Source organism: Amycolatopsis xylanica, assembly GCF_900107045.1.
Taxonomy (GTDB): domain Bacteria; phylum Actinomycetota; class Actinomycetes; order Mycobacteriales; family Pseudonocardiaceae; genus Amycolatopsis; species Amycolatopsis xylanica.
Map to the genome: position 1 here is coordinate 716525 of NZ_FNON01000002.1, position 11540 is coordinate 728064.

Below are 11540 nucleotides of genomic sequence, written 5' to 3' on the forward strand. Positions count from 1 at the left end.
CTTAACCCTTGAACTCAGCCGGCACCGGCGCGGTCGGCAGGAACTGGTTGTGCAGCTTAAGCCAGGTGCCGTCCGCGATCACCTGTTTGAGGCCTTCATTGACCTTGTTCAGCAAGTCCGTGTTGCCCTTTTTCACCGCGAAGCCGTGCGGGATGTCCAGCGTGAACGACTTGACGACCTTGAGCTTGGCGTCCGGGTTCTCGGTGACGTTCTTCTCGGCGATGCTCTGGTCGAGGATGTACGCCTCGACCGAGCCCGACTTCAGCCCGGCCAGCGCCGCGGCGTAGTCGGGGAACCGGACGGCCTGCGCGGCAGGCACCTTTTCGGTCAGCCACTTGTCGCCGACCGTGCCCTGGATGACCGCGACGCGCTTGCCGCCGAGCGAGGCCTCGTCGGTGACCGGCGTGCCCTCCTTCGCCTGGATGCTCATCGTCTCGTAGTCGTACGGCGCCGAGAAGTCGACGGTCTTCTTGCGCTCGTCGGTCTGCGCGATGGCCGAGCTGCCGATGTCGAACCGGCCGTTGTTCACCTGGCCGAGCAGCGCGGAGAAGTCCGTCGCGGTGAACTCCAGCTTCAGATTCTGCTTCGCGGCGATGGCCCTGAGCAGCTCATTGTCGAAGCCGGTGAACTGACCGTCCTTGAGGAAGATGTTCGGCGGCGCGTCGCTGAGCGTGCCGACCTTGAGCGTCGTCTCCCCCGCCCCCGAGCCGCCGCCGCAGGCGGTCAGCGAGAGCAGGAGAGCGGCCGCGAGAAGTGCCTTGCGCATTGGTTCAGACCCCCGGGTTCTGGACGGGCAGGCCGGGGCCGCCCTGCTCGAGTTCCTTCGGCAGCGGCTCGGTCTTGAAGAATTGTGCGTGCAACCGCGCGACCGTGCCATCCGCGATCGCCTTGGCCAGCCCGTCGTTCAGCTTGGCCAGCAGGTCCTTGTCCTTCTTCGCGACGGCGAACGCGGACGGGGTGTCCTTGGTCTCGACCGTGTAGCCGAAGTCCAGCGGGACCGCCGGGTTCTGGTCGATGTACTTCTGCCCGATGTCCTTCGGCACCACCCATCCGTCGAGGGTGCCGTTCTTGAGCTGGGCGAAGCCCGCGTTGTAGTCGGGGAACCTGACCACCTCGGCGCCGCCGACCTTGGTCGCGAAGTCGTCCTGGACCGAGGCCTGCACGACCCCGAGCCGCTTGCCGGCGAAGGCGGGCAGCGCGGTCAGCCCGGCGCCCTTCTTCGTGATGATGGTGGTGAAACCGGTGCTGTAGCCGTTGCTGAACGCCACGGTCTTCTTGCGTGCCTCGGTGGTCGAGATCGTCGAGCTGCCGATGTCGAACTGGCCGTTCGCCACGTTCGCCAGCAGGCTGGCGAACTCGGTGCCGACGAACTGGACCTCGAAGCCCTCGCGCTTGGCGATGTCACGCAGCAGCTCGTTGTCGAACCCGGTGAACGTGCCGTTCTCCAGGTAGATCGACGGCGGCGCGTCCGTGAGCGTGCCGACCCGTAGCGTTTTGGCCCCGGAGTCGGTGGACGAACCGCAAGCGGTGAGAGCGAGCGCCGCGGTGGCGACGGCAAGGATTTTCGACAGCGTGGATCTCATGGGGCGAGAGTAGGAAGTTCACCCGTCCGAGTCGTATTCGTCCCACTCTGTGAACGTCCTGCCGTGACCTCGGCTACAGGAACGGGATAAAGCGGGCTTTACTCCAGACCGGGATAAAGCCCGCTTTATCCCGGTCTCACAGGATCGGCTGAGGCGCGTAGCCACGCGCCTCCGGGAAGCGCTCGAGCACCTCTTCGATGCGCTTGACCACGGCGTCGACCTGCCGGGGCGCGACGCCGGTGAACGAGATCCGGTCGGCCAGCAGCTTGTCGAGCTCGCCCCGGTCGAGCGGGATGCGCTCGTCGGCGGCCAGCCGGTCGAGCAGGTCGTTGTCGGCCAGGCCCTGCTCGCGCATGGCGAGCGCGGCGGCGACCGCGTTCTCCTTGATCGCCTCGTGCGCGGACTCGCGGCCGACGCCGGCGCGGATCGAGGCCATCAGCACCTTGGTGGTGGCCAGGAACGGCAGGTAGCGGTCGAGTTCGCGGGCGACGACCGCCGGGAACGCGCCGAACTCGTTGAGCACGGTCAGGAACGTCTCGAGCAGACCGTCGAGCGCGAAGAACGCGTCCGGCAGCGCGACGCGGCGGACCACGGAATCCGAGACGTCGCCCTCGTTCCACTGGTCGCCTGCCAGCTCACCGATCATCGACAGGTAGCCGCGCAGGATCACGGCGAGGCCGTTGACGCGCTCGCAGGACCGCGTGTTCATCTTGTGTGGCATGGCGGACGAGCCGACCTGGCCTGGCTTGAAGCCCTCGGTCACCAGCTCGTTGCCCGCCATCAGGCGGATCGTCTTGGCGAGGCTAGACGGGCCGGCCGCCAGCTGGACCACAGTGGACAGAACGTCGAAGTCGAGTGAGCGCGGGTAAACCTGGCCGACGCTGTCGAAGCGCTGGTTGAAACCGAGGTGCTGCATCACCCGGTCCTCCAGCTCGTCCAAAGTGGACTCGTCGCCGAGCAGGTCGAGCATGTCCTGCGCGGTGCCGACCGGGCCCTTGATCCCGCGCAGCGGGTAGCGCTCGATGAGGTTGTCCAGCCGCGAGAAGGCGACCAGCAGCTCGTCGGCCGCGGACGCGAAACGCTTGCCGAGCGTGGTGGCCTGCGCGGCGACGTTGTGCGAGCGCCCGGCCATCACCAGGTCGGTGTGCTCCAGCGCCAGCGCGCCGAGCCTGGCGAGCACGGCGGCGACGCGGCCGCGGATCAGTTCCAGTGAACGGAGCTGCTGCAGCTGCTCGACGTTCTCGGTTAGGTCACGCGAGGTCATGCCCTTGTGGATGTGCTCGTGCCCGGCGAGCTCGCTGAACTCCTCGATGCGGGCCTTCACGTCGTGACGCGTGACACGCTCGCGCGCGGCGATCGACTCGAGGTCGACGTTGTCCAGCACACGCTCGTAGTCCTCGACGACGCCTTCGCCGACCTCGACGCCCAGGTCCGCCTGCGCCCGCAGCACGGCGAGCCAGAGCCTGCGCTCCAGCTTGACCTTCTCCTCAGCCGACCACAGGGTCACCATCTCAGGCGAGGCATAACGGCTGGCCAGAACGTTCGCGATACGAGGCTTCACGACCCCAAGATACTCAAGCCAGTTCGGCGAGCAGCATCCGCTTCGCGACCCCGCGCGGATCGGGGTCGATCTCGATCAGCGCGTTGACCACGGCGCCGTCCACGAGCGCGACCAGGCGTTCCACCGCCGACGGCGGCATCGGGCGGCCCGCCCGCGAGAAGATCTCGCCGAGCTGGGCGTTGAACTCGACGGTGATCTTGCGCATGACCGGCCGCAGGTACTTGCGGCGGCCCGTGGCCACCAGGCGTTCGTAGCGCAGGACGACGGCTTCGTTGTCGGCCTCGGTGTCGCCGGTCTCGTCGCCGAGCAGCATGAAGAGGATGAGGTCGAGCAGTCCGTCGACGCCTTTCGCCGGGTCGGACTGGGCCTCGATGCGCTTGCGGCTTTCGGCCAGCTCGGTGAACGAGTAGTGCTCGACGGCAGCGATGACCAGCTCGTCGAGCGAGTCGAAGTAGTAGGTCGTGGACGCCAGCGGCAGGTCGGCGCGTTCGGCGACCGCGCGGTGGCGGATCGCGTCGAACCCGCCCTCACCGAGCAGCTGAGCAGCGGCTTCGACGAGCGCGGCGCGTCGTCGTTCACCCTTGGGCGTGCTGGCTGCTGCGGTCATGACGGACCAGTTTAGAACTTGGCGGCCAGCCGGTTCGCGGCGCGTGAGAGGTCGGCGGCGAACGGCGGCGTGGTATTTCCGGTGGTCGAGACGCTGCGGATGACCAGCGTGAGTCCGGTGGCGGTGGTCGCGGAGGCGGTCACCGAGTTCGGCTCCTGCGGGATGGCCGCGCCGGATGACACCAGCGCGATGCTGAGATCGCCGCCGTTCACCTGGAACCCGGCGGAGCGCGCGCCCGTCACACAGATGCGCCCGTAACTGGGGGCCGTCACGGGGACGGAGAGCTCGCCAGCGAGGGCTGTGGCGAGCTCTCCGTCCGCCGCTTCGCACCCGAAGGCGCTACCGGCCCGAGGGCCGTTCTTCCCTGACCCGTCACCCCCCTGCATGGGAGCCGTGCCGGGAAGGCTTTGTTTCCCCTCACCGTTAGGTGGACGCCCGGTGGTGTCCAGAGGTTGCGCCGATCCACCCGATTGGGTGTCAACGGCGGCATTCCCTGGTGCGCTTGCCGTCTCCGACATGCCGCCGATCGCGCCGGACAGCCGGATCGCGCCGAAACCGAACAGGACAAGTACGGCAAAAGTCCCAGCGACCCCGAGGGTCCTGCGCCGCCGGGCGGTGATCTTCTTCGACTCGCTGACGATATCGCCGTGGTCGAACGACGGAGGCGGTGGTTCCCCCGGCGCACCGGCGAACAGGCGTTCCAGTTCGCGGTCATCCATTGGTCTCCACCTCCTCACCGAGCACCTCGCGCAGGTTCGCGAGTCCTCGCGCCGTCTGGCTCTTCACATTGCCCTCGCTGCAGCCGAGCGCCTTCGCGGCCCCGCTGACGTCCATCCCCTCGAAAAAGCGCAGGACCAGCACCGCGCGCTGCCGAGGCGGCACCTGCCGCAGCGCGACGATCAAGTCCTGCCTGGTCGCCACCTGATCGTCGAGCCGATCAGCGACGACGTCCGGCTCGGGCAGGACCTCGGTGTCCCGTTCTCGGCGCCATGGCCGCCTCGACTCGTCGATCGAGACGCGCACCAGTGTCTTGCGGACGTAGGCGTCCGTCGCCGCGCGGTCCCGGATCTTCGTCCACCTCCGATGCAGAGCCACGAACGCCGTCTGCGCGAGATCGTCGGCCTTGTGCCAGTCGCCACAGAGCATGTACGCGGTTCGGCGCACGGAGTCGCGCTTCGCAGCGAAGTACTCCGCGAATTCCTGCTCGTCGCGCTGGTTCACGCGCCTGTGTTCTCCGCTCTTTCGCGTTCGAGGTGGTAGACGGAACCGAGGGCGTCCACGGTTGCACCACCGGAGCGTTTGCGAGTGCGTCGCAGTCTGTGATGTGATCGAACCGTGACCTTCACCGCAGCTCAGCTGGACTTTCGCTCCGACACCGTCACCCGCCCGGATGAAACGATGCGCTCCGCGATGGCGTCGGCGGAGGTCGCCGACAACGTGATCGACACCGACCCGACGGTCCGCGCGCTGGAGCAGCGGGCCGCGAAGGTGCTCGGCCAGGCCGACGCGCTGTGGACGCCGAGCGGCACCATGGCCAACCTGATCGCGCTGAGCCTGCACCTGAAACGGGGAGACCGCTTCCTCGCGACGCGCGGGGCGCACGTGCTGAACAACGAGCTCGGCTCGGCGGCCTGGCTGGCCGGTGGCATGCCGGAGCCGCTGGAGCACGACGCCGGGCCCGGCCGCCCGACCCCGGAAGCGGTCGAGATGGCGGCCGGTATGGCGGACGGGCCGTACTACACGCTGCGGACCACGTTGCTGTGCTTGGAGAACACGCACAACGCGGCGGGCGGCGCGGTCACCCCGCCGCATGAGCACGCGCAGCTCGTGGCCGCCGCGCGGGACAAGGGACTGAAGGTCCACCTCGACGGCGCGCGGCTGTGGCACGCGGCCGTCGCGCTCGGCGTGCCGCCCGCGGCGCTGACCGTCGGCGTCGACTCCGTTTCGGCGTGCTTCAGCAAGGGACTCGGCGCGCCGGTCGGCTCGGTCGTCGCGGGCAGCGCGGAGTTCGTGAAGCGCGCCAGGCGGATGCGGCAGATGCTGGGCGGCGGGGTGCGCCAGGGCGGGATCCTCGCGGCGGCCTGCCTGGTCGCGCTCGACCGCGTCAGCGACCTCGCCGAGACACACGAGGCGGCGCGGCGGCTCGCCGCCGGGCTCAACGAGTTCGGCTGGGAGGTCGAGACCCCGCAGACGAACATCGTGCTCGCCGGTGTCCCCGATCTGCGCATGGCGCTGGATCACTTGGGAACGCTGGGGATTCTCGCGCTCCCGATGTCGGGGAAGGTGCGGTTCGTACTGCACCGCGATCTCGCCTCGACCGCCGTCGAGGATGCTCTGCGCCGGATCAAGACGGGGAGTGCGGCATGAACTGGACGGTTTTCGACTACGGCGAGGTCATCGTCAAGCGGACTCAGGCGATCCCGAAACTAGCCGCGACCATGGGAGTCGCGGTGGAGGATTTCGAGCCGCGGTACTGGGATCTGCGTGATCCCTACGACCGTGGCTGCGCCGATCTCGAGTACTGGGGCGGAATCGGCGCCGCGCTGGGCGTCGGTGTCGATGCGGCGCTTTCGGAAGAGCTGACCCAGCTCGACATCGAGGGCTGGCTGGACGTCGAGCCGACGACGATCGAGTTGCTGGAGGCATTGGCCGAGGCGGGTGTCGCGCTCGCGCTGCTGTCGAACGCGCCGTCCAGCATGGGCAGGGTCGTGGAACGGCAGGACTGGGCCGCGCATTTCCGGACGCTGGTCTTCTCCGGCGACCTCGGTTTCGCCAAGCCGGACAAGCGGATCTACGACGTCGTCGCCGCGAAGCTGGACGCGCGACCCGCCGACTGCCTGTTCTTCGACGACCGGCAGGTCAACGTCGACGGCGCCATCGCCGCGGGCTGGAAGGCACACCGCTGGTTGGGCGCGGAGGAAGCGAAAAGCCAGGTGGGCTAGCCCAATGTGACGGAAGAGGGCCATCCGCTCACCCGTGGTGAGCATGATGGCCTACAGTGGACCCCGTCATATGCCGGACGCATGTCACGACGGGGTTTCCTCATGACGTCTCCCGCGGACTTCGACAGACCCAGTATCGCCAGGGTTTTCGACGCTCTGGTCGGCGGTCACGAACACCGTGAAGCCGACCGAGAGGTGCTGCGCCAAATACTGGAGCTGGCGCCGGAAGCGCTGGTGATGGCCAGGGAGCTGCGCCACTGGCTCAAGCGCGCGGTCCGGTTCCTCGCCGACCAGGTCGGCATCGAGCAGTTCATCGACCTCGGGTCCGGCTTCCCGACCTCGGAAAACACCCACACGATCGCGCACCGCTACAGCCCGCACGCGCAGGTCGTCTACGTGGACAACGATCCGGTGGTGCAGGAGCGCGGGCGGCAGCTGCTGGGCGAGAACGATTTCACGCACATCGCGGGCAACGACCTCACCCGTCCACAAGAGACACTCGACGATCCCGGCGTGACCGCCCACATCGACCTGAGACGGCCGGTCGGCCTGATCCTGTGCGCGATCATCCACCACATCGAAGATCTCGCGCAGGCACAGGAAATCGTGCGCACCTACGTCGACGCGCTCGCGCCGGGCTCGTATCTGGTGCTGGCGCATCAGTTCAATCCCGGCGACGGCAGTGAGTCGAGCGACGTCGCGCAGTCCTTGCAGGACCGCTTCACCGGCACCGGTCTCGACACGCTCTACCGCACGCGTGCCGAGATCGCCTCGTTCTTCGCTGGCCTGGAACTGGTGGAACCAGGCCTGGTCTACCCGCACGAGTGGTGGCCGGACGGGCCGCGGTTCATGCCGCTCTCGCCCTGCAACTTCACGACACTCGCGGGGGTAGGCCGCAAGCCTTAGTACTTGATGCGCTTGGGGTCGTTCTTGCCCTTGATGGCGCCGTACGCCGCGGTGCCCAGGAAGAGCACGCCGCCGATGATGGCCAGCCAGAACAGGCCCTTGATCACGAATCCGAGCACGGTGAACGCCAGCCAGATGACGATCAACGCACCGACGATCTTCCAGAACATGACATTCCTCCGCTGAGTTCCGGACCCCCTTGGCCCTTGACGTCAAGGCTGCCACGTCCAGCCAGGAAACACCCGTCTTCCAGCCAACGTTCAGGGAATGACCAGGGTTCCCCCTGACCTGGTCACTCAGGGCGTGTCCTGTGGATCTTGTGCGATGGGAGTCGTGATCCAGGTGGTCGCCGGCGGCGCCGCGGGATCAGCCTCGTACCGGGTTGTACTCGGGTGATTCCGCGGCGCCGTCGGCGGCCGCCTGGGCGCGGCTAGCGCGTGCAAGATCCACAGGACACGCCCTTAAGCCAAGCGCCGATTCGCCGCACGCCCTCTTCGACGTCAGCGCGGCTTCCCGCGAACGAAAGCCGGACGAACCGCCCACCGTCGACCGGGTCGAAGTCGACGCCAGGAGCGATGGCGACCCCGGTGTCCGCGAGCAGCCGTTGGCACCACGAAAGGCTGTCGGTGGTGTGCTCGGAAACGTCGACGTAGGCGTAGAAAGCGCCGTCAGCAGGCGCGACTTTGTCGAGTCCGATGCTCCGCAGCCCGTCGAACAGCAGGTCGCGGTTGGCCTGGTAGTGCTCGACGTGGCCATCGGCCTCGGCGTACGACTCGGGCGTGAACGCGGCGACGCAGGCGTGCTGCGCGATCGCCGGCGGGCAGATGGTGAAGTTCCCGGTCAGCACATCGACCGCGCGGTGCAGCCGTTGCGGCACCAGCATCCACCCGATCCGCCAGCCGGTCATGGCGAAGTACTTGGAGAACGACCCGAGCACCAGCGCCTCACGGCCGAACGCCCACGCGCAGTCGAGCTCCGCCCCGAACGAGATGCCGTGGTAGATCTCGTCGCTGATCAGCTGCACGCCCCGCGCCGCGCACCAGCCCGAGATCGCGGCGAGCTCACCGGGCGGCAGCACGGTGCCGGTCGGATTGCTCGGGCTGGCGACGATCAGCCCGTTGATCGGCCCGAGCCCGTCGAGCAGCTCGGTGGTCGGCTGGAAGCGGGTGCTCTCGTCGGTCGCGAACTCGACGACCTCGCAGCCCAGCACCCGGAGCAGGTTTCGGTACGCGGGGTAGCCGGGCCGCGCCATCGCGACCCGGTCACCCGGCTGGAACGCGCTGAGGAAGGCCAGCAGGAACCCGCCGGACGAGCCGGTGGTGACCACCACATCGGCCGGGCCGACGTCGAGCCCGTACCGCGTCTCGTAGTGCCCGGCGATGGCTTCCCGCAGGTCAGGGATGCCGAGTTGTTCGGTGTACCCGAGGTTCGCGGTCTGCAACGCCTTCTCCGCGGCCGCGCGCACCGGCGCGGGCGCACCGGCCGTCGGCTGGCCAGCGGCGAGGCTCACGAGGTCGCCATGACTGCGCTGCCTGGCGTTCGCGGCGGACAGCACGTCCATCACGTGGAAGGGCGGGACGTTGGACCTGGCGGCGGGACCGGGGAAGTCGACCATGGCCGTCACGCTAAACCTTTTGGGGTGCTCACTCGTAGAGGAGGTCATGAACAGGGGCTTGCTCGTCTTACTGCTCGCGGCGACGCTCACCGCGTGTTCCCAAGCCGTGTCCGCGCCACTCCCGACGCCGCCACCCACGGTGCGGCAGGTGGTGACCGCGCCGGCGACCACTGAGGCGCCACCGGCCCCGGCTCCGGCTCCGGTGATGCCTTGCAGCGCGACGGCGCGGGCGTGCGTGAGCCTCTCGCAACGCTTGGCCTGGCTGCTGGAGGACGGCAAGGTCGTCGAAGGGCCGGTGCCGACCATGCCGGGCGGCCCTGCCGACCCGACGCCGGTCGGGACCTGGCGGGTGGACCGGAAGAACAAGGTCTACCGGTCGCGGCAGTACGACATGCCGATGCCGAACTCGGTCTTCTTCTACCCGGGCATCGCCTTCCACGAGGGCAGTCTCACCGAGTACTCACACGGCTGCCTCCACCTGTCCAAAGAGGACTCAGAACGCTTTTACGCCGCGCTGCAACGAGGAGACGAAGTCCAGATCGTCGCCTAGCCGCGTGTTCCGGCCGGTTGGAACCGGCCGACAGAGGGAACAAGGGTGGCCCTTGTCACGCTAGAGGTGACAAGGGCCACCCTTGTCACGTCCAGCGCGACTCGGCGCGCCTGGCGAGGGAGGCCCGGGTCTTCGCGAAACCCGAGTTTGGGCCAGTAGATGGCCAAAACTCGGGTTTCGCGTGCTCACGCGTCGATTGACAACGCAAGCCAAGCCTTAACTGCCCGGCATTGGGTTAGAACCGGCCGCGCCACTCACGACCCCTGAGCTGTTAGTAGCCCTGGTAGCCGCCGCCGTGCGACATCGACTTCAGGCCCGGGTGGCCGTCGAAGCCGCCGTAGCGGCTGAAGGTGTAGCGGACACCGGCGATGATGTTGTCGACCGGGTTGTAGATGTTGTCGTGGCCGGGCAGCTTGTGCGCGTTGAACGTCGGGTCGATGCACTGCATCAGCCCCTTCGACGGGGTTCCCTTGGCGGCATTGGAATCCCAGTTGTTGATCGCGTTGGGATTGCCGCCGGACTCCTTCTCGATGATCGTCCAGATCTTGCTGATGTCCGCGTCGGTGACCGGGATCCCGTTGGCCTGCAGGATTTTGATGGCTTCCTGGATCCACTGCTGGACGTTGCCCGGCGGAGTCGTCGACGGCGGCGCGCCGCTCGGGCCGAGTCCGCCGCCACCCCCGCTGCTGCCTCCGCCGCCACCGTTGTGCGAAGCGCCGTTGCTGTGGATGCCGCCGGTCTGCTGGGGAAGGGTGCCGTCCTTGCCTGGCAAGGGAACCGAGGAATAGCCGCCCTCGATCTGGGTCTTCATCAGCTTCTGCGACTCGGCGATCTTCTGGTCGGCCGTCTGCAGCAGGGTGTTCATGGCCTCGGCCGCGGCGTGCGCGGTGTTGTGGTTCGCGGTACCGGCTGCCGTGATCACGCCCGACGCGGCCGCGGGGTCGTCCTTCACCATGGCCTCGGCCTTGGTCTTGGCCGCGGCATTGCGGGCGTTGATCTCCTTTTCGGCGTCCTGGGCCTTCGATGACACCTGGTTCTTGATGTCGCTGAGCTGGGTGGCCAGGTCGTCGAGGTCCTTGCTGACTTCCTTCAGGTGATCGCGGACCTTGTCGCCCGCCGTGGTGACCTGGTCGACGTAGGCGAAGAACCCGTTGGCCGCTTCACCTTCCCAGACACCGTTGCGCAGCGCTTTGACGGAGTTCGTCAGCGAGGTGTTGTGGTCGTCGGCGTTCTCCGAAGCCTTCGCGAATTGCTGTGACGCCGCGGAAATGGCCGGGACGTTGACCTGGTCGATGCGTTCGAGCTGTTTGGTGACTTCGCTCCAGTTGTCAGTATTGTCCGGCACGACGCCGCCCCCTTACCTCGCCGTTCCCCGTTACGGCGCTCACGCTTTCCGGGTCTTGTCTTCGTGCAGGGTGATGTTGTCCTTGGCGATCTCGTCGGCCTCCTGCATCAGCCGCATCGCGTTGCGCAGCGCGTTCGCGGTGCCCGCCATCACCGCGCCGCCCGCGTCGAACTCCTTGTGGACGCCCTTCTTGAACTCGTCGGTCGCGCCGTGCGCGTCGTCGGCGCCGGTCATGCCTTTGAAGGGGTTGTCCTTCTCGTCTTCGAAGCCGGTGACCTTCTTCTTCGACTCTTCGAAATCGTGCTGGAGCTTCTCCACCTGCCCAGCCGCGATTCGCATCGACTCCAGGTCGTACTTAGGCACGGTTTCGTCATCCCCTTCGCGAAGTCTGCGTCCGTCGGGTCAGACGCTGCGCTGACCAGGACGGTTCC

14 protein-coding genes are annotated in these 11540 nt (G+C 67.6%); 4 read left to right on the top strand and 10 right to left on the bottom strand.

Features of this window, described 5'->3' with window-relative positions; all coding sequences use genetic code 11:
* Window position 1: 1 nt before the first annotated feature.
* From BLV57_RS11175 to BLV57_RS11200, 6 genes are all read right to left on the bottom strand, one after another.
* Entirely contained in the window at window positions 2-766 is a 765-nt protein-coding gene (locus tag BLV57_RS11175; RefSeq protein WP_091288560.1) for an ABC transporter substrate-binding protein, read from the bottom strand.
* Window positions 767-770: 4 nt separating this feature from the next.
* Window positions 771-1583, bottom strand: coding sequence for a substrate-binding periplasmic protein (locus BLV57_RS11180; RefSeq protein WP_091288561.1), 813 nt, complete (start codon window positions 1581-1583; stop codon window positions 771-773).
* Between the two features lie 136 nt (window positions 1584-1719).
* Window positions 1720-3144, bottom strand: a complete 1425-nt coding sequence (gene purB, locus BLV57_RS11185) for an adenylosuccinate lyase (RefSeq protein ID WP_091288562.1) — start codon at window positions 3142-3144, stop codon at window positions 1720-1722.
* Window positions 3145-3157: 13 nt separating this feature from the next.
* Window positions 3158-3751, bottom strand: a complete 594-nt coding sequence (locus tag BLV57_RS11190; protein WP_091288563.1) for a TetR/AcrR family transcriptional regulator — start codon at window positions 3749-3751, stop codon at window positions 3158-3160.
* A gap of 11 nt (window positions 3752-3762) precedes the next feature.
* Window positions 3763-4470 carry a hypothetical protein gene (locus tag BLV57_RS42800; protein ID WP_143047031.1) on the bottom strand — a complete coding sequence of 236 codons (708 nt, stop codon included), beginning with the start codon at window positions 4468-4470 and terminating at the stop codon, window positions 3763-3765.
* Entirely contained in the window at window positions 4463-4972 is a 510-nt protein-coding gene (locus BLV57_RS11200; RefSeq protein WP_091288565.1) for a SigE family RNA polymerase sigma factor, read from the bottom strand. The genes BLV57_RS42800 and BLV57_RS11200 overlap by 8 nt, the downstream gene beginning before the upstream one ends.
* 114 nt (window positions 4973-5086) lie before the next feature.
* On the opposite strand from BLV57_RS11200, the gene BLV57_RS11205 reads away from it, so the two are divergent.
* The 3 genes from BLV57_RS11205 to BLV57_RS11215 all read left to right on the top strand — a co-directional run bounded on the left by BLV57_RS11205 (window position 5087) and on the right by BLV57_RS11215 (window position 7599).
* Entirely contained in the window at window positions 5087-6118 is a 1032-nt protein-coding gene (locus tag BLV57_RS11205; RefSeq protein ID WP_091288566.1) for a threonine aldolase family protein, read from the top strand.
* Window positions 6115-6693 (top strand): HAD family hydrolase, encoded by a 579-nt coding sequence (locus BLV57_RS11210; RefSeq protein ID WP_091288567.1) that lies wholly within the window; start codon window positions 6115-6117, stop codon window positions 6691-6693. Before BLV57_RS11205 ends, BLV57_RS11210 begins: the two co-directional genes overlap by 4 nt.
* Window positions 6694-6795: 102 nt before the next feature.
* The gene (locus BLV57_RS11215; RefSeq protein WP_425425979.1) at window positions 6796-7599 is read left to right on the top strand and encodes an SAM-dependent methyltransferase; all 804 of its coding nucleotides are present in this window, start codon (window positions 6796-6798) and stop codon (window positions 7597-7599) included.
* On the opposite strand, the gene BLV57_RS43205 is transcribed toward BLV57_RS11215, so the two are convergent.
* Window positions 7596-7769 carry a hypothetical protein gene (locus BLV57_RS43205; RefSeq protein ID WP_176968566.1) on the bottom strand — a complete coding sequence of 58 codons (174 nt, stop codon included), beginning with the start codon at window positions 7767-7769 and terminating at the stop codon, window positions 7596-7598. The genes BLV57_RS11215 and BLV57_RS43205 overlap by 4 nt on opposite strands.
* 260 nt (window positions 7770-8029) lie before the next feature.
* Entirely contained in the window at window positions 8030-9214 is a 1185-nt protein-coding gene (locus BLV57_RS11220; protein WP_091288569.1) for a pyridoxal phosphate-dependent aminotransferase, read from the bottom strand.
* A gap of 46 nt (window positions 9215-9260) precedes the next feature.
* Between BLV57_RS11220 and BLV57_RS11225 the strand changes: the two genes are divergently transcribed.
* Window positions 9261-9764: a L,D-transpeptidase gene (locus BLV57_RS11225; protein WP_245757262.1), complete on the top strand. Its 504-nt coding sequence runs from the start codon at window positions 9261-9263 to the stop codon at window positions 9762-9764.
* A 271-nt stretch (window positions 9765-10035) separates the two neighbouring features.
* Here BLV57_RS11225 and BLV57_RS11230 read toward each other — a convergent pair whose 3' ends face one another.
* Together BLV57_RS11230 and BLV57_RS11235 are read right to left on the bottom strand one after the other, a co-directional pair.
* Window positions 10036-11109, bottom strand: a complete 1074-nt coding sequence (locus tag BLV57_RS11230) for a transglycosylase SLT domain-containing protein (protein WP_091288570.1) — start codon at window positions 11107-11109, stop codon at window positions 10036-10038.
* Window positions 11110-11148: 39 nt separating this feature from the next.
* On the bottom strand, window positions 11149-11472 hold the full coding sequence (locus BLV57_RS11235) for a hypothetical protein (protein ID WP_091288571.1): 324 nt from the start codon (window positions 11470-11472) through the stop codon (window positions 11149-11151).
* Window positions 11473-11540: the final 68 nt, after the last annotated feature.